Source organism: Streptomyces sp. CA-278952, assembly GCF_028747205.1.
In the GTDB taxonomy this organism is placed as follows: Bacteria; Actinomycetota; Actinomycetes; order Streptomycetales; family Streptomycetaceae; genus Streptomyces.
The window spans coordinates 6,377,827-6,395,068 of record NZ_CP112880.1 but is presented as its reverse complement, the minus strand read 5'-3'; the positions used below and the strand labels follow the sequence as shown (position 1 = coordinate 6,395,068).

The window sequence follows — 17,242 nt, the reverse complement described above, 5'->3', positions numbered from 1 at the left end:
CCGGTGGGTCGTGGACCGCCGCGCTCACGTGCTGATCGTCGGTGGGTCGTCGGGGTCGGGCACCCGGTCGCTCCAGCCGCCGGGCACGCTGCGGCCCTGCTGTTCGCGGAAGCGGACGGGGGCGGTGCCGACCCGGCGGGCGAAGAGCCGGGAGAAGTAGGCGGGGTCGTCGTACCCGACGCGGCGGGCCACGGCGGCGACCGGGAGGTCGGTGGCGGCGAGGAGTTCCTTGGCCCGGCCCAGGCGGATGCCCAGCAGGTAGTCCTTGGGGCTGCAGCCGGCGCCGCGCCGTACGGCAGTGCGCAGTTCGGCGGGGGTCATGCCGTGCCGGGCGGCGTGCTCGGCGACGGTGAGCGGCTGGTACGCGTCGCGGGCCAGCGCCTGGAGCACCGGGGCGCCGTCGGGGCCGATGCCGGCGCGGGCGCGGCGCAGGGTGACGAGGAGTTCGTGGACGGCGGCCCCGGTCTCCACCTCCAGGAGGGGGTTGCCGCGCCGGGCGGCGCGCACGATGCGACCGACGGCCGCGCGGGGGGCGGCGGTGTCGGAGAGGGGGACGAGGGGGCGGTCGGGCTCGATGTAGCCGAGTTCGGTGTACGTGGTGGTGGCGGGGCCGGTGAAGTCGACGAAGCTCTCGTCCCAGCCGGTGCCGGGATCGGCGCCGTAGTGGTGGGGGGTCCCGGGGGTCAGCCAGATGAGGCTGGGGCCGGTGACGGGGGTGCGGCGGCCGTCGGGGCCCTTGAACCAGCCGGTGCCGGAGTTGACGATCACGGCGACGTGGTGGTCGAGGGTGCGGGGTCCGACGGTGGGCAGCGCCCCGTGCTGGAGGCCGACGCCGAGGCAGACGAGGCCCAGGCGGTGGTGGAGCGGGCTCGGGGTGAAGAAGCGCATCCAGGTGTGGTACATCGCGGTCCTTCCTTCCTCTCCCTGCTGTTCCGTCTGCCGAACCGGCAGGCCCGGGCGTCGACCCTGCTGGTCCGGGTGCCGACCCGGCCGGTCCGTGGTGTCCGATCCCCGCTGGTCCGTTGTGTCCAATCAGCAGCGATCTTTGTCCATGGACCGGGTGCGGCGCCAGAGGTGAAGGTGGTCGGACCAATCGACCCGAGGGCCGCCGGGTGCGGCCGAGCACAGGAGCGTACGAGCACCATGACCGACTTCACCGTGGGGGACGACTGCTTCCGGCTCGACGGGAAGCCCGTGCGGCTGCTGTCGGGGGCCCTGCACTACTTCCGGGTGCACGAGGCGCAGTGGGAGCACCGGCTCGCGATGCTCGCCGCGATGGGGCTGAACTGCGTCGAGACGTACGTGCCGTGGAATCTGCACGAGCCCCGCGAGGGCGAGGTCCGGGATGTCGGGGCCCTCGGCCGGTTCCTGGACGCGGCGGGGCGGGCGGGGCTGTGGGCGATCGTGCGGCCGGGTCCGTACATCTGCGCCGAGTGGGAGAACGGCGGCCTTCCGGTGTGGGTGACGGGCCGGTTCGGGCGTCGGGTGCGCACCCGGGACGCGGCGTACCGGGCGGTGGTGGAGCGGTGGTTCCGGGAGCTGCTGCCGCAGGTGGTGCAGCGGCAGGTGTCCCGGGGCGGTCCGGTGATCCTCGTACAGGCGGAGAACGAGTACGGGAGTTACGGCAGCGACGCGGTGTATCTGGCGTGGCTGGCGGGGTTGTTGCGGCAGTGCGGGGTGACGGTTCCCCTGTTCACGTCGGACGGCCCGGAGGACCACATGCTGACCGGTGGTTCGGTGCCGGGGCTTCTCGCGACGGCGAATTTCGGTTCGGGGGCGCGGGAGGGTTTCGAGGTGCTGCGCCGGCATCAGTCGAGGGGCCCGCTGATGTGCATGGAGTTCTGGTGCGGCTGGTTCGACCACTGGGGGGCCGAGCCGGTGCGCCGGGATGCGGAGCAGGCGGCCGGGGCGCTGCGGGAGATCCTGGAGTGCGGGGCGTCGGTGAACATCTACATGGCGCACGGGGGGACGAACTTCGGGGGCTGGGCGGGGGCGAACCGGTCCGGCCCGCATCAGGACGAGTCGTTCCGGCCGACGGTGACGTCGTACGACTACGACGCGCCGGTCGACGAGTACGGGCGGGCCACGGAGAAGTTCCGGCTGTTCCGGGAGGTCCTGGAGGCTTACGCCGAGGGGCCGTTGCCCGCGCTGCCGGCGGAGCCGGTCGGGCTGGCGGGGCCGGTGCGGGTGGAGCTGGCGGAGTGGGCCGGGCTCGGGGATGTCCTGGAGGCGCTGGGCGATCCGGAGACGGAGTCGGGGGTGCCGCCGACGTTCGAGGAGCTGGGCGTGGACCGGGGTCTTGTGCGCTACCGGGTGGCGGTGCCGGGGCCGCGCCAGGCGTATCCGCTGGGGGCCTCGGGGCTGCGGGACCGGGCGGTGGTGTACGTGGACGGGGCCCGGGCCGGGGTGCTGACCGAGGAGTCCGGCACGCTGCCGGAGCCGGTGGCGGGTCCGGCGGAGGTCGAGCTGTGGGTGGAGTCGCTGGGCCGGGTCAACTACGGGCCGCGCCTGGGTGAGCCGAAGGGGATCACGGGCGGGGTGCTGCACGAGCGGCAGTATCTGCACGGGGTACGGGCCCGGGGCCTGCGGCTGGACGCGTTCGAGGCCGCGGACGCGGTGGCCGCGGTCCCGTTCGGGCCGGTGGAGGCCGCCGCCGGGGCGGGTGACGCGGGGCGGACGGGCCTGTTCCGGGGGACGTTCACCATCGAGGGGACGACGGGCGCTTCAGGCGCTTCAGGCGCCTCAGCCGCTTCCGGTGCTTCCGGTGCCTCCAGCGGTCCCAGCGGTTCCAGCGGTTCCAGCGGTTCCAGCGGTTCCAGCGGTTCCAGCGGTTCCAGCGGTTCCAGCGGTTCCAGCGGTTCCAGCGGTTCCAGCGGTTCCGGCGGTTCCGGCGGTTCCGGCGGTTCCGGCGGTTCCGGCGGTTCCGGCGGTTCCAGCGGTTCCAGCGGTTCCAGCGTCGATCACGCGGGGCTCGAACTGCCGGGCTGGACGCGCGGGTTCGTCTGGGTGAACGGCTTCTGCCTGGGCCGGTACTGGTCGGTGGGCCCGCAGCGGACCCTGTACGTGCCGGGACCGGTGCTCCGCGACGGCGCCAACGAGGTGTGGGTCCTGGAACTCGAAGACGCGGGCGAGCCGTGTGTGGAGCTGGGTCCGGGGGCGCCCGTACGGACGGGCGCCCCCGGGGTGGTTCAGCCGTGATCACCCGCGGGGGTGCGGGCGGTCGGGAGCGTCAGAGACCGGCGGCCGCGGAGGCGATGGCGGAGGCGAAGGTCGAGACCTCGGTGTAGACGCCGGGGTAGTTGGGTCGGGCACAGCCCTGGCCGTAGCTGGTGATCCCGACCTGGACCCAGGCTCCGGCGTTGTCCCGGCGGAACATCGGGCCTCCGGAGTCACCCTGGCAGGTGTCGACGCCACCGGTGCTGAGGTAGCCGGCGCAGATTTCCTCCCCGGCGACGAACGAGCTGCCGTAGGCGGAGCGGCAGGCGGTGTCGGAGACGAACGGGACGTCGGCCTTGAGCAGGTAGCGCTGCTGGCTGCCGCCCTCGCGGTTGGCTCCCCAGCCGGCGACGGTGAAGGTGCCCTGGTTGTAGGCGGTGGTGGTGGCGATCTTCAGGGTGGGCAGGTTGATGGGCTGGGCGAGCTTGATGAGCGCCCAGTCCTTGCCGATGCCGTTGTAGCCGGGCGCCTGGAGGACCTTGGTGGAACGGACCTTGATGGCGCTCGTCGACTGGAGGTCGACGACGCCGGCGGTGGCGGTGATCGAGGTGTTGTTGCCCGATCCGTTCACGCAGTGGGCGGCGGTGAGGACGATGTCCTTGGCGTAGAGGGCGCCGCCGCAGCCCATGGAGAGCCGGACCATGAAGGGGAACTCGCCCTGGGCGGCGCGGGTTCCGCCGACGATGGGGTTGGGGGCGGCGGAAGCGGTGACGGGCTGGAGGCCGACGACCGCTATGGCGACGGTGGCGACGACGACGGAACATCTCTTCAGCGCACGCAGAAGCTGCTTCACGGAGAGCCTTCTTTCGTGGGGGGTTGCTGGGGGAACCACGACGGGACGACTCCATGACTTAGTCATGAACCCGTCAAGTCCATCCGATTATCGGGATGCGGTCACCGCTGCCACAAGGCACACTTTTCGGCCAAGCTCGGTGCGGCGGATCCCCGCGCCCCTCGGGCGGCCCGGCCTACAGTGGAGACCGGCCGCGGGCGGGGGCCTCGGCCGGAGCGGATGGGGGTACGGACGTGAGCAACGGCAGGCCGGGCGCACCGGTCGTCCACGGCTTTCCGCATCTGGACACGGTCCGGTCCGCGATCACCGCGCTGTACCGGCGGCTCTCACCGGACGGCGTCCACACCTACGGCACCAGCCTGGTCCCCGCCGACGCCGCCTTCTCCGACGCGGACGATCTCCACCTCGGCGCCCAGCGGGTGGCCCGGGCCCTGGTCCAGCACCTCCATCTGCCCGAGGCCCGCATGATCGTCGGCTTCCGGGCGATGGAGCACGCGGCGAGCGTGGAACTGACCGCCGGCCCCGAGTACTTCATCGAGCTCAACGACCGCTTCCGCACCCACCGCAGGGACATCGGGGCGGCGCTCGCGCACGAGGTCACCCATGTGCTGCTGCACCGGCTCGGCCTGGAGTTCCCCGGCACCCGCGCCAACGAGATCCTGACCGACACGACGACGGCCTACCTCGGCGCGGGCTGGCTGCTGCTGGACGCGTTCCGGGAGGACGCCACGTCCCGCCAGAAGCTCGGCTATCTCACCCCCGAGGAGTTCGGATACGTCCTGGCCAAGCGGGCGTTCGCCTTCGGCGAGGACCCCTCCCCGTGGTTCACCAGCCCCCAGGCGTACACCGCGTACACCAAGGGGCGGGAGCGGGCGCTGCACGATCTGCGCAGGCCCCCGCTGACCGCCGCGGGCTGGGCGGGCCGCCGCCGCTACGCCAAGGACCGGCGCTACGCCCAGGACCACCCCGGCACCGGGCCGGACCCGAACGTCCCGTACGCCTTCGAGACCGACGGCCGGAACCTGCGCGTCTCGTTCCCCTGCCCCACCTGTCACCAGCGCATCCGGGTTCCCGTCCGGGGCCGGTTCACCGCGCGTTGCGGGCTGTGCCGGACCACCCTGGAATGTGACACCTGAGCGTCGTTCCGGCCACCGTAGGATCGAAGCATGACGAACGAGCCGATCAGGGACGAACTACGCCTGTTCGACGCGCTGTACGAGGATGAGAACGCGGTCGTACGGGCGCTGCGTTCGGGCGCGCCGGCCGAGTCGAGCGACGAGGAAGGCACGACGGCGCTCTATCTGGCGTCGGTGCAGGACCTGCTGGAGGCGGTGCGCCTGCTGCTCGCGGTCGGGGCGGACCCGAACCGGGCGAGCGGCCCGGAGGCGAGCGACCTGCCGCTGTGCGGAGCGGCGTGCGGCGGGCACACCGAGGTGGTGGAGGCGCTGCTGTCCGCCGGGGCCCGGCCGGATCTGCGCGAGGAGTTCGGTTTCACCGCGCTGCGGTGGGCGGTCGGCCTGGGACACGCCCCGACGGTGGAAGTGCTCCTGGCCCGAGGCGCGGACCCCCTGCTGCCGGGCCCGCAGGGCGAGGCGATGCTGGTGCTGGCGGCGCAGCGCGGCTCCCCGCGCACGGTACGGGCGCTGCTCGCGCACGGTGCGGGGGCGGCGGGGCAGGAGTCCGTGGTCGCGCTCGCGCTGGCCGAGGCGCGGCGCATCTCCGCCCTCGATCCGGAGCGGGAGTTGCGGCGGCGGCTGGAGGAGTCGTACGGCTCCGGGATCGAGACGGTGACGCTCCGCGACCTCAGGGACGGCGAGGAGACGATGGCGGTGGAGCTGCTCAGGGACGGGGTGCCGTCGGCGGGCACGGACCAGCACACGGGCCACGGGGAGATCGCGGCCCTGCTGGGCGGGGCGTCGTAGTCGCTACCGGGCTCCCGGCCGGCCGCGCTCCCAGACCTCACGGGTGAGTACGTACTCGACCTCGCCGTGCTCGGAGCCCTCGATGACCTCCGGCCAGTCCTCGGTGTACGCCCGCAGGAAGGTCAGCCCCGTCTTCTCCATCACGCGCCGGGATCCCGTGTTGACCGCCATGGTGTTGGCGGTGACCCGCTGGACCCCGAGGTCGGTGAACCCCTTGTCGACCAGGGCCCGCGCGCCCTCGGTGGCGTAACCGCGGCCCCAGGCGGCCTGGTTCAGCCGGTAGCCGAGTTCGGCGACGGCGGGGTCGTGGTCGTCCACCGGCCGGAGCTCGAACCAGCCCAGAAAGGCTCCGGTGTCCTTCTCCCGCGCGGCCCAGAAGCCGCGGGTTCCGGTGCACGGGTGGTCGTGGAGGAGCCTCGGCAGGGTCCGGTCCCGGATGTCCTCGGGGCTCGTCGGCCGGCCGCCGTTGATGTACCGCATGACGGCGGGGTCGTTGTCGAGGGCGAGCAGGTCGGGGGCGTCGGCGTCGGTGACCGGGTCGAGGACGAGCCGGTCGGTCTCCAGGAAGGTGCGCATACGGCGATCCTCACCGCCGGCGGCCGGGCCGCGCCACCCGATATGTGCGTCGCGGGCGTCAGCGGTCCGGCCGGGGCCCTGGCGCCCGGCCCGGGACGGGGGCCTGGACCGGGTCCCGGCCCTGGATCAGGTCCCGGCCCTGGATCAGGAACGTCAGCCCTTCCGGGCTGCGAAGCCGCACGACGCGGAGGGCGCCTTTTCCGGCGAGGGTGACGAGACCGGGCCCGTGGGCGCGGGCCCGGCGGATCACCGCGTCCGGATCGTCCACGGTGAGGGCCAGTTGCCACTGGGGTGCGGAGCCGGTGGCGGTGCCGGTCGCGGCGGGGCCTGCTTCCCGGAAGACCGCCCGGCCGAGGGGCGTGCCCGTCGTCCTGGCGTAGAACTCCCGGGCCCGCTCGGGGTCTTCGCAGGCCAGGACCGCGTGGTGGGGGGTGCCGTCGGCGGTGGCCGAGGCCGGCCACCCGGCGAACCCCCGCGGCCGCCAGAGGGAGAGGACGGCGCCCACCGGGTCGATCAGTGTGGCGATCCGGCCCTGGTCCCCCGCGTCGAACGGCGGGACGACGACCTGCGCCCCGTTCGCCACCGCCAGAGCCGTACGGTGGTCCACGTCGTCGACCGCGAGGTAATAGGCGATGTGCGGCGGCGTACCGGGCGGATAGACCGGCTGGGCGAGATCGCTCACCCCGCCGATCCGCTCGCCCCCGGCGGAGATCTTGACGGCCCGCCGCCAGTCCTCTTCGTCCACGGCGAACTCCCAGCCCAGTACCGAGGAGAAGAAGACGGCGGTGCCGGACGGGTCGCGGGTCTTGAGGTCCATCCAGCAGAACTCGTTCATCGGGCCGTGCCGCGTCATCGTGTGCTCCTCCGGTGTCCCCTGCTGGATATCGGGCGCCCGTACGGATGCGCAAGCGGGTTTCCCGCGCCGTACGCGATCGGCGGGCGCGGTCCCAGGCACGGGCGCGGTCCCGGGCACGGGGCGCGGGCACGGGAACCCGGCATGACCGGCAGGGCGCCCCTCAGGACGCCCCGTAGACCCGCCCCGGTTCCTCCGCGTCGGCCAGCAGCCGACGCACCGTTTCGCCCGCCTCGGCCGGGGACCTGCGCGCGCCCCGGTCGTCGGTGGGGCCCGGGCGCCAGCCCTCCATAACGGTGATGCGGCCCGCCTCGGCCTCGAAGACGCGGCCCGTCACCCCCTCGCTCGCGGCGGAGCCGAGCCAGACGACCAGGGGCGAGACGTTCGCGGGGGCCATGGCGTCGAACTCCCCCGCCCCCGGGGCCGCCATCGTCTCGGCGAAGGTCCGCTCGGTCATCCGGGTCCGGGCGGCCGGGGCGAGGGCGTTGACGCAGACCCCGTACCGGCCCAGCTCGGCCGCCGCGACCAGGGTCAGGGCCACGATTCCGGCCTTGGCCGCCGCGTAGTTGCCCTGGCCGACGCTGCCGAGGAGTCCGGCGCCCGAGCTGGTGTTGATCACCCGGGCGACCGGCGCCCTCCCCGCCTTCGTCTCGGCCCGCCAGTGGGCGGCGGCGTGTTTGAGGGGCAGGAAGTGGCCCCTGAGGTGGACCCGCATCACCGCGTCCCAGTCGTCCTCGTCCAGGTTGACGAGCATCCGGTCGCGCAGGAAGCCCGCGTTGTTGACCAGGGTGTCGAGGCGGCCGAAGGCGTCCACGGCGGTGGTGACCAGGGAGGCGGCGCCCTCGGCCGTGGCGATGTCGCCGCCGTGGACGACGGCTTCGCCGCCCGCCGCCACGATCTCGTCGACGACCTCCCGGGCCGGGCCGGCGGAGCCCCCGTCCCCGTCGGGTCCGACGCCGAGGTCGTTGACGACGACGCGCGCCCCTTCGGCGGCGAAGGCCAGGGCGTGGGCCCGGCCGAGCCCCCGCCCGGCGCCCGTGACGGCGACGACCCGGTCCGCGCAGAGTCCGGCACGGCGTGCGATGGGTGCGGTCATCTCATCTCCCCATGATCGACGGCTTACTGACGGCCGGCAGCCCGTTGGCGGCCAATTGACGACCGGTAGGCGACCGGTAGACGGCCGGTTGGCGCCCGGGGGCGGGACTGCTACCGTCCACCTAACAAATGTTTGGTGGAAAGGTAGCTGATCCTCCGATGAGTGTCTCCACCGCCCGCCCCTCGGACGGCGTCCGCGTCGTCACCGTGGACCGTCCCCCCGTCAACGCGCTTCCCGTGCAGGGCTGGTACGACCTGGCGGACGCCGTCCGGGCGGCGGGCCGCGACCCCGGGGTCCGCTGCGTCGTCCTGGCCGCCGCCGGGCGCGGCTTCAACGCGGGCGCCGACATCAAGGAATTGCAGCGCGATACGGGGCACGAGGCCCTGATCGGCGCCAACCGTGGCTGCGCCGAGGCGTTCGCGGCGGTGTACACGTGCGAGGTCCCGGTCGTCGCGGCGGTGCAGGGGTTCTGCCTGGGCGGCGGGGTCGGACTCGTCGGGAACGCCGACGCGATCGTCGCGAGCGAGGACGCGGTCTTCGGCCTTCCGGAGCTGGACCGGGGCGCACTCGGCGCCGCGACCCACCTGGCCCGGCTGGTACCACAGCACCTGATGCGCACGCTGTACTACACCTCCCGCACCGTCACCGCGGCCGAGCTGCTCGCCCACGGTTCCGTCTGGCGGGTGGTCCCGGCCCATGAGCTGACCAATGCAGCATTGGAGTTGGCGACCGAGATCGCCGCCAAGGACGGCCATCTGCTGCGGCTCGCGAAAGCCGCACTGAACGGCATCGACCCCGTCGACGTACAGCGCAGCTACCGCTTCGAGCAGGGGTTCACCTTTGAGGCGAACCTCGCCGGGACCGCCGCCCGGGTCCGCGACACCTTCGGCAAGGAGGCCTGAACCGTGACCGCTCCCCCTCATCCACGCGACAAGACAATGACACCCGAGGAGGTCGTCGACCGGCTGAGCAGCGGCATGACCATCGGGATAGGCGGCTGGGGGTCGCGCCGCAAGCCGATGGCCCTGGTCAGGGCGCTGCTCCGGTCGCCCGTCACCGATCTTACGGTGATCTCCTACGGCGGCCCGGACGTGGGGCTGCTGGCCGCGGCGGGCCGGATCGCCCGTCTGGTCACGGCGTTCGTGACGCTCGACTCCATCCCGCTGGAGCCGCACTACCGGGCGGCCCGGCAGCGCGGGGCGTTCGCGCTGACGGAGATCGACGAGGCGATGTTCATGTGGGGGCTGCACGCGGCGGCGAACCGGCTGCCGTTCCTGCCGGTTCGCGCGGGCATCGGCTCGGATGTGATGCGGGTCAACCCTGAGCTGCGCACGGTGACTTCACCGTACGAGGACGGCGAGGAGTTCGTGGCGGCGCCGGCCCTGCGGATGGACGCGGCGCTGGTCCACCTCAACCGGGCGGACCGGCTCGGCAACGGCCAGTACCTGGGCCCCGACCCGTACTTCGACGACCTCTTCTGCGAAGCGGCGGACGCGGCGTACGTCTCCTGCGAACGCATCGTGCGGACGCCGGAGTTGACCGGGAACGCCACCGCCCCGCAGACCCTCCTCGTTCAACGGCATGCGGTCACCGGTGTGGTGGAGACTCCGGGCGGGGCGCACTTCACGTCCTGCGTACCCGACCACCCGCGTGACGAGCCGTTCCAGAAGGCGTACGCGGCCGCGGCGGCGGACCCGGCGGCCTGGGCGGAGTTCGCAGCCCGCTTCCTGCCGCCGGACGGCGACGAGCAGGGCTACCAGCAGGCGGTCCGCACCTGGCACCAGGAGCAGAAATGAAAGCGTCCGCGACCGGAGGCATCACCCGTGCCGAGTACTGCGTGATCGCGTGCGCCGAGGCGTGGCGGGGCGACGGCGAGATCCTGGCCAGCCCGATGGGTGCCGTGCCGTCGGCCGGCGCGCGGCTGGCCCGGCTGACCTTCGCCCCCGAGCTGCTGCTCACGGACGGCGAGGCGACGCTCGTCGGCCCGGACGGTGTGGCGGAGGGCTGGCTGCCCTACCGAAGGCATCTGGCGCTGGTGACCGGCGGGCGGCGGCACGTGATGATGGGCGCGAGCCAGATCGACCGCTTCGGCAACCAGAACATCTCCTGCATCGGCGACTGGGAACAGCCCTCGCGGCAGCTGCTGGGTGTACGCGGAGCTCCGGTCAACACCCTGAACAACCCGGTGAGTTACTGGATCCCCCGGCACTCCCCCCGGGTCTTCGTCGGGCGCGTCGACATGATCTGCGGGGTCGGCCACGACAGCGCGAGGGCGGCGGGCCCCTCCGCCACCCGCTTCCACCGCATCCCCCGGGTCGTCAGCGATCTCGGGGTCTTCGACTTCGCGACGCCCGACCGTTCGATGCGCCTCGCCTCGGTCCACCCCGGCGTCACGGTGGACCAGGTCCGGGAAGCGACGGGTTTCGCGCTCACGGTCCCGGACGACGTCCCGTACACCCGCGCCCCCTCCCCGACCGAGCTCTCGCTGATCCGCGAGGTCGTCGACCCGGCCCGCACCCGGGACCGGGAGGTCCGTTCCTGATGCGCACCGCCCTGACCGACCTCGTCGGTGTCCGGCACCCGATCGTGCAGACCGGAATGGGCTGGGTGGCGGGCCCCCGCCTGGTCACCGCGACCGCGCGGGCCGGGGCGCTCGGCATCCTCGCGTCGGCGACCATGTCACCGGACCACCTGCGTGCGGCCGTACGGGAGGTGAAGTCCCGGACCGACGCGCCGTTCGGGGTGAATCTGCGGGCGGACGCGGGGGACGCCCGGGAGCGGGTCCGGATCATGGTCGAGGAGGGCGTGCGGGTGGCGTCGTTCGCGCTCGCCCCGTCGAGGGAGCTGATCGCGGAGCTCAGGGACGCGGGCGTGGTCGTCGTCCCGTCGGTGGGGGCCCGGCGGCACGCGGAGAAGGTCGCGGCGTGGGGCGCGGACGCGGTGATCGTGCAGGGCGGCGAGGGCGGCGGCCACACCGGCGAGGTCGCCACCACGGTGCTGCTGCCGCAGGTCGTCGACGCGGTGGACATCCCGGTGGTCGCGGCGGGCGGCTTCCACGACGGCCGGGGCCTGGTGGCGGCGCTGGCGTACGGGGCGGCGGGCGTCGCGATGGGCACCCGGTTCCTGCTGACCTCGGACTCGACGGTCCCGAACGCGGTGAAGGCCCGCTATCTGGCGGCGACCGCCAAGGACATCACCCTGACGAGGGCGGTGGACGGCCTCCCGCACCGGATGCTCCGTACGGAGATGGTGGCGGAGTTGGAGAGTGCGGGCCGGCTGCGCTCCCTGTACCGGGCGCTGCGCCGGGCGTCCGGCTTCCGCCGGATCTCCGGCCTGAGCTGGCCGGGCATGGTCCGCGACGGCCTGGCGATGCGGCACGGCAAGGAGCTGACCTGGAGCCAGGTGCTGCTGGCGGCGAACGCCCCGATGCTGCTGAGGGCGGCGATGGTCGACGGCCGCACGGACCTCGGCATCATGGCCTCGGGCCAGGTCGCGGCGCTGATCGAGGACCTGCCGAGCGTGGCGGAGCTGGTGGACCGGGTCATGGCCGAGGCGGAGACGGCTCGCGCACTTCTGGTCGACCTGCCCCGGCCACGTGGGCCCGAGCCCGAGCCCCTATCCAGCCCGTCCGGCGTTTGAGGACAAGACCTCGGCCACATCGGCCCGGGGCTTTCGGGGCTCTGCCCCGGGCCCCGGTCCTCAATCGCCGGACGGGCTGGATATGAGCCCGGACCTCAATCGCCGGACGGCTGGAACTGATGGCCCTACGCGGCCCGACGCCCCCGCGCGGGCGCGCCGGAGCGGCCTGCGCCACCGGAGCGCGCCGCACCGCCACCGGCGCGCGCAGCCCCTCCGGAGCGTGCCGCGCCGCCACCGGCACCGCCGGCCCCGGCACCCGTACCGGTGCCTCGCCGTCCGCGTCCCCGGCTGCCGGACCGCACCGCGCCCCCGCCGGTGCCGCCCGCCGCGCCGCCCGACCGGGTCCGCTGCTTCGGCGGAGTCGGCTGCGGCACCTCGATGACGATCGCGACGCCCGAGGGCTCGCGGGCCCCCGTGATCCGGCCCAGTTCCGCGTCGCTGGAGGTGACCCGCGTGGTGCGCGGCGCGATGCCGGCGTCCTGCATCAGCCGGGTCATCTCGCGCTTCTCCTCGGGCAGCACCAGCGTGACGACGCTGCCGGACTCCCCGGCGCGCGCCGTGCGGCCGCCGCGGTGGAGGTAGTCCTTGTGGTCGGTCGGCGGGTCCACGTTGACGACCAGGTCGAGGTCGTCGACGTGGATGCCGCGGGCCGCGACGTTCGTCGCGACGAGCGCGGTGACCTCCCCGTTCTTGAACTGGTCGAGCGTCCGGTTGCGCTGCGGCTGCGAACGTCCGCCGTGCAGGGCGGCCGCCCGTACACCGCTGGCGAGCAGCCGCTTGGCGAAGCGGTCGGCGGCGCGCTTGGTGTCGACGAACATGATCACCCGGCCCTCGCGGGCGGCGATCTTCGTGGCGACGGCCTTCTTGTCGGTCTCGTCCAGGACGTGGAGCACGTGGTGCTCCATCGTGGTGACCGCGCCGGCGGACGGGTCGACGGAGTGCACGACCGGGTCGGTGAGGAACATCTTCACGAGCCGGTCGATGTTCTTGTCGAGGGTCGCGGAGAACAGCATCCGCTGCCCGTCCGCCTCGACCTGCTTGAGCAGGGCGACGACCTGCGGCATGAAGCCCATGTCGGCCATCTGGTCGGCCTCGTCGAGGACGGTGATGGAGACCTCGTCCAGGCGGCAGTCGCCGCGCTCGATGAGGTCCTTGAGCCGGCCCGGGGTGGCGACGAGCACTTCGGCGCCGCGCCGCAGGGTGGCGGACTGCTTGGTGATCGACATGCCGCCGACGACCGTGGCCATCCGCAGGTTCACGGCGGTCGCGTACGGGGTCAGCGCGTCGGTGACCTGCTGGGCGAGCTCACGCGTGGGCACGAGGACCATGGCGAGCGGTGCGCGCGGCTCACTGCGGCGCCCGGCGGTACGGGCCAGCAGCGCCAGGCCGAAGGCGAGCGTCTTGCCGGAGCCGGTGCGCCCGCGGCCGAGGATGTCGCGGCCGGCCAGCGAGTTCGGCAGGGTCGCGCCCTGGATCGGGAACGGCTCGGTGACGCCCTGGGCGGTGAGGGTCTTCAGCAGCCCGGCGGGCATGTCCAGGTCGGCGAAGGCGTCGACGGCGGGCAGTGCGGGGGTCACGGTCTCCGGCAGGGCGAACTCGCCCTGCGGCGGGGTGGCGCGACGGCGGGCCGGGGGCTTGGAGCTGCCCTGGGCCTTGGAGCGGGGTGCGCCGCCCCGGCCGTTCGCGGGAGCCTGGGTGCCTGCGCCCTGGCCGCGGCCTCGGCCACGGGCCGGTCGCGAGCGGGGGGTGCGGTCCTGGCGTTCGGAGCTGGTCATACGGAATTGCCCTCCTGGGGGATTCCTGGGCAACTGCCGAATGGGTTTACTGCGATGTGCCGACCCGACCGTCCGGGTGCGCCCCCAGGATGTGCGCACAGAACGGGTTGTTGCGACGGGTTGTCGCTCGGACAGCACAAACCGGGGCCCGCACCTTCACGGTGCGGGCCCCGGTCAGCGAGGTACGCGTCCGGCAATTAGGCCGGGACGATGTTCTCCGCCTGCGGGCCCTTCTGGCCCTGCGTGACGTCGAAGGAGACCTTCTGGCCCTCCTGGAGCTCACGGAAGCCCTGGGTGGCGATGTTGGAGTAGTGGGCGAAGACGTCGGCGCCGCCGCCGTCCTGCTCGATGAAGCCGAAGCCCTTTTCCGAGTTGAACCACTTCACGGTTCCAGTAGCCATGTCATTCTCCTAAAAGAGGTGCAGTGCCGAGAACCCGCACTTTACGGATTCCAAGTCGCCGCATTGAGCCCCACCCGGAGAAAGCCGGAAAACAATAAAGCGCCTGAGGAAGCATTCCCGTCAGGCGCACATAAAGTTCATGGGTACCAAAACTGCAACGGGAAACATCCTAGCACGCCCTCTCCTCGGGCGGCGGAGCGCGCCGCACCGCCGGAGGGAAAGCTTGGCTGACCAGAGGGTGTACGAGCGGGGCCGCCGGGGTCCACGGGCGGGGCCCGGCAAGGGCCGGGGGGTGCTCAGAGCCGCTCGACGATGGTGACGTTGGCCTGTCCGCCGCCCTCGCACATCGTCTGGAGTCCGTAGCGGCCGCCGGTGCGTTCCAGTTCGTGGAGCAGGGTCGTCATCAACCGGGCCCCGGTCGCGCCGAGCGGGTGGCCGAGCGCGATGGCTCCGCCGTTGACGTTGACCCGTTCGGGGTCGGCACCGGTCTCTTTCAGCCAGGCGAGGACGACCGGGGCGAACGCCTCGTTGATCTCGACGAGGTCGATGGCGTCGAGGGTGAGGCCGGTCTTCTTCAGGGCGTACGCGGTGGCCGGGATCGGGGCCGAGAGCATCCGGATCGGGTCCTCGCCCCGTACGGACAGGTGGTGGACCCGGGCCCGCGGGGTGAGCCCGTGGTCGGCGACGGCCCGCTCCGAGGCGATGAGCAGGGCGGCGGCCCCGTCGGAAACCTGGGAGGAGCAGGCCGCGGTGATGGTGCCGCCCTCCACGACGGGTCGCAGACCGGCCATTTTCTCCAGGGTGGTGTCGCGGCGCGGTCCTTCGTCCGTGGTGACGTCCCCGTACGCGACGGTCTCGCGGGCGAAGCGGCCCTCGTCGATGGCGCGGAGTGCCCGGTGATGGGAGGTGAGGGCGAACTCCTCCATGTCCCGGCGGCTGATGCCCCACTTCTCGGCGATCAGCTGGGCGCCGTGGAACTGGTTGACGGGGGCGTCGCCGTAGCGGGCGCGCCAGCCCTCGCTGCCGGCGTACGGCCCCTGGGTGAGGCCGAGGGGTTCGGCGGCCTGCCGGGAGGCGAAGGCGATCGGGATCTGGGTCATGTTCTGGGTGCCGCCCGCGACGACGAGGTCCTGGGTGCCGGAGAGGACGCCCTGGGCCGCGAAGTGGAGGGCCTGCTGGGAGGAGCCGCACTGCCGGTCGATGGTGACGCCGGGGACCTCCTCGGGCAGTCCGGCGGCGAGCCATGCCGTACGGGCGATGTCGCCGGCCTGGGGTCCGACGGTGTCGAGGCAGCCGAGGACGACGTCCTCGACGGCCGCCGGGTCGACTCCGGAGCGGGCGATCAGCTCTTTCAGCACGTGCGCGCCGAGGTCGGCGGGGTGGACGGCCCCGAGGCCGCCCCCGCGCCGCCCGACGGGGGTGCGTACCGCTTCGACGATGTAGGCCTCGGCCATGGCTGCTGCTCCTCGGTGCGCTCGGGATGGACCGGTTTCCGGTTACGTACGCAGGGCGATTCCGTCGAGCACCATCGAGAGGTACTGACGGGCGATCTCCTCGGGGCTGTGGTGTCCGCCGGGCCGGTACCAGGAGGCCGCGACCCAGACGGTGTCGCGGACGAAGCGGTAGGTGAGGCGGATGTCGAGGTCGTCGCGGAAGGCGCCTTCGGCGACGCCGCGTTCCAGGGTGCCGAGCCAGGCCTTCTCGAACTTCGTCTGCGAGTCGACGAGGTAGGCGAAGCGCGGCTGGGTGGCGAGGTGCTTGGACTCCTTCTGGTAGATCGCGACGGCGGGGCGGTGCCGGTCGATCTCCCGGAAGGACTCGGTGACCAGGGCCTCGATGGTCTCGCGGGGGCCGAGGCCGGCCTCCAGGACCGTGTCGTAGCCCCGCCAGAGCTCGTCGAGGAAGGTGGAGAGGATCTCGTCGATCATCGATTCCTTGGAATCGAAGTGGTAGTAGAGGCTGCCCGCGAGCATCCCTGCCTCGTCCGCGATCCGGCGGACGGTGGTCGCGTTGTATCCCTGCGCGGCGAAGACCTCGGCGGCGGTGGCGAGCAGTTCACGGCGTCGCTCCGGCGTGGGGGTCACCTGGGGCTTCTTCTTGGTAGGCACCCGGCCATTGTCCGCCCGGGGCCGGTGTGTTCACGCATCCCTTCACGCATGCTGGCTGCTGACGGGGACGACCTCGCCGGTCATGTACGAGGAGTAGCCGCTGGCGAGGAAGACGATCACGTTGGCGACCTCCCAGGGTTCGGCGTACCGGCCGAAGGCCTCCTTCCCGGTGAGTTCGGCGAGGAGCTCGGCGGAGGTGACCTTGGCCAGGTGGGGGTGCATGGCGAGGCTGGGGGCGACGGCGTTGACGCGTACGCCGTAGTCGGCGGCCTCGACGGCGGCGCAGCGGGTGAGGGCCATGACGCCCGCCTTGGCGGCGGCGTAGTGGGCCTGGCCGCGCTGGGCGCGCCAGCCGACGACGGAGGCGTTGTTGACGAGGACTCCGCCGGTGCCGGCGGCCTTGAGGGAGCGCAGGGCGGCGCGGGTGCAGCGGAACGTGCCGTTCAGGGTGACGTCGAGGATCCTCGTCCACTGGTCGTCGGTCATCTCGGTGAGTTCGGCGGTGCCGCCGAGGCCGGCGTTGTTGACGACGATGTCGAGGCCGCCGTGGGCGCGTTCGGCGTGGGAGAAGAGGGCTTCGACCTGGTCCTCGTCGGTGACGTCGCAGGTCAGGTGGGTGACGCGGTCGGTGCCGAACTCGTCGGCGAGGGCGCGCGCGCTCTCCTTCAGCCGGCGGGCGTGGGCGTCGCCGATCACGACGCGGGCGCCCTCCTCCAGGAAGCGGCGGGCAGTGGCACCGCCGATCCCGGCTCCGGCGGCGGCGGTGACGACGGCGGCGCGGCCGGCCAGCAGTCCGTGTCCCGGCAGGTACGGCGGTGTGTCCATGGCCCGGCCCCCGGCTTCTCGACGGTCTGTGGACCGTA

At 72.9% G+C, this 17,242-nt stretch carries 17 protein-coding genes; 7 read left to right on the top strand and 10 right to left on the bottom strand.

What is annotated here, in order from left to right; all coding sequences use genetic code 11:
• Positions 1 to 24 precede the first annotated feature (24 nt).
• Positions 25 to 903 (bottom strand): AraC family transcriptional regulator, encoded by an 879-nt coding sequence (locus tag N7925_RS28285; protein WP_265602233.1) that lies wholly within the window; start codon positions 901 to 903, stop codon positions 25 to 27.
• A 240-nt stretch (positions 904 to 1,143) separates the two neighbouring features.
• Between N7925_RS28285 and N7925_RS28280 the strand changes: the two genes are divergently transcribed.
• The gene (locus N7925_RS28280; RefSeq protein ID WP_274345562.1) at positions 1,144 to 3,198 is read left to right on the top strand and encodes a glycoside hydrolase family 35 protein; all 2,055 of its coding nucleotides are present in this window, start codon (positions 1,144 to 1,146) and stop codon (positions 3,196 to 3,198) included.
• Positions 3,199 to 3,229: 31 nt separating this feature from the next.
• Here the strand turns inward: N7925_RS28280 and N7925_RS28275 are convergent, their stop codons facing one another.
• Complete coding sequence (locus N7925_RS28275; RefSeq protein ID WP_274345561.1) at positions 3,230 to 4,009, bottom strand: serine protease; 780 nt, start codon at positions 4,007 to 4,009, stop codon at positions 3,230 to 3,232.
• Positions 4,010 to 4,242: 233 nt separating this feature from the next.
• Here N7925_RS28275 and N7925_RS28270 point away from each other — a divergent pair, with 233 nt between their 5' ends.
• Together N7925_RS28270 and N7925_RS28265 are read left to right on the top strand one after the other, a co-directional pair.
• Complete coding sequence (locus tag N7925_RS28270) at positions 4,243 to 5,145, top strand: hypothetical protein (RefSeq protein WP_274345560.1); 903 nt, start codon at positions 4,243 to 4,245, stop codon at positions 5,143 to 5,145.
• A 30-nt stretch (positions 5,146 to 5,175) separates the two neighbouring features.
• The gene (locus tag N7925_RS28265; RefSeq protein WP_274345559.1) at positions 5,176 to 5,931 is read left to right on the top strand and encodes an ankyrin repeat domain-containing protein; all 756 of its coding nucleotides are present in this window, start codon (positions 5,176 to 5,178) and stop codon (positions 5,929 to 5,931) included.
• A gap of 3 nt (positions 5,932 to 5,934) precedes the next feature.
• Here N7925_RS28265 and N7925_RS28260 read toward each other — a convergent pair whose 3' ends face one another.
• The 3 genes from N7925_RS28260 to N7925_RS28250 all read right to left on the bottom strand — a co-directional run bounded on the left by N7925_RS28260 (position 5,935) and on the right by N7925_RS28250 (position 8,456).
• A complete protein-coding gene (locus N7925_RS28260; protein ID WP_274345558.1) occupies positions 5,935 to 6,507 on the bottom strand; it encodes a GNAT family N-acetyltransferase in 573 nt (190 codons plus the stop codon).
• A 58-nt stretch (positions 6,508 to 6,565) separates the two neighbouring features.
• Positions 6,566 to 7,360 carry a VOC family protein gene (locus N7925_RS28255; protein WP_274345557.1) on the bottom strand — a complete coding sequence of 265 codons (795 nt, stop codon included), beginning with the start codon at positions 7,358 to 7,360 and terminating at the stop codon, positions 6,566 to 6,568.
• A 163-nt stretch (positions 7,361 to 7,523) separates the two neighbouring features.
• Entirely contained in the window at positions 7,524 to 8,456 is a 933-nt protein-coding gene (locus tag N7925_RS28250; RefSeq protein WP_274345556.1) for an SDR family oxidoreductase, read from the bottom strand.
• 158 nt (positions 8,457 to 8,614) lie between these two features.
• Between N7925_RS28250 and N7925_RS28245 the strand changes: the two genes are divergently transcribed.
• From N7925_RS28245 to N7925_RS28230, 4 genes are read left to right on the top strand one after another with little or no spacing between them, the layout of a single operon-like run.
• Entirely contained in the window at positions 8,615 to 9,358 is a 744-nt protein-coding gene (locus tag N7925_RS28245) for an enoyl-CoA hydratase family protein (protein WP_274345555.1), read from the top strand.
• A gap of 3 nt (positions 9,359 to 9,361) precedes the next feature.
• Positions 9,362 to 10,252 (top strand): CoA transferase subunit A, encoded by an 891-nt coding sequence (locus N7925_RS28240; RefSeq protein WP_265602223.1) that lies wholly within the window; start codon positions 9,362 to 9,364, stop codon positions 10,250 to 10,252.
• Positions 10,249 to 10,998, top strand: a complete 750-nt coding sequence (locus tag N7925_RS28235; protein WP_265602222.1) for a CoA-transferase subunit beta — start codon at positions 10,249 to 10,251, stop codon at positions 10,996 to 10,998. The genes N7925_RS28240 and N7925_RS28235 overlap by 4 nt, the downstream gene beginning before the upstream one ends.
• Positions 10,998 to 12,095: an NAD(P)H-dependent flavin oxidoreductase gene (locus tag N7925_RS28230; RefSeq protein WP_265602221.1), complete on the top strand. Its 1,098-nt coding sequence runs from the start codon at positions 10,998 to 11,000 to the stop codon at positions 12,093 to 12,095. The genes N7925_RS28235 and N7925_RS28230 overlap by 1 nt, the downstream gene beginning before the upstream one ends.
• A gap of 125 nt (positions 12,096 to 12,220) precedes the next feature.
• On the opposite strand, the gene N7925_RS28225 is transcribed toward N7925_RS28230, so the two are convergent.
• The 5 genes from N7925_RS28225 to N7925_RS28205 form a co-directional block, all read right to left on the bottom strand.
• Entirely contained in the window at positions 12,221 to 13,870 is a 1,650-nt protein-coding gene (locus N7925_RS28225; protein ID WP_274345554.1) for a DEAD/DEAH box helicase, read from the bottom strand.
• A 197-nt stretch (positions 13,871 to 14,067) separates the two neighbouring features.
• Positions 14,068 to 14,271, bottom strand: a complete 204-nt coding sequence (locus N7925_RS28220) for a cold-shock protein (RefSeq protein ID WP_015607926.1) — start codon at positions 14,269 to 14,271, stop codon at positions 14,068 to 14,070.
• Between the two features lie 296 nt (positions 14,272 to 14,567).
• Entirely contained in the window at positions 14,568 to 15,725 is a 1,158-nt protein-coding gene (locus N7925_RS28215) for an acetyl-CoA C-acetyltransferase (RefSeq protein WP_265602219.1), read from the bottom strand.
• 42 nt (positions 15,726 to 15,767) lie between these two features.
• On the bottom strand, positions 15,768 to 16,379 hold the full coding sequence (locus tag N7925_RS28210; RefSeq protein WP_265602218.1) for a TetR/AcrR family transcriptional regulator: 612 nt from the start codon (positions 16,377 to 16,379) through the stop codon (positions 15,768 to 15,770).
• A gap of 42 nt (positions 16,380 to 16,421) precedes the next feature.
• Positions 16,422 to 17,204, bottom strand: coding sequence for an SDR family oxidoreductase (locus N7925_RS28205; protein ID WP_274345553.1), 783 nt, complete (start codon positions 17,202 to 17,204; stop codon positions 16,422 to 16,424).
• Between the last annotated feature and the right edge of the window lie 38 nt (positions 17,205 to 17,242).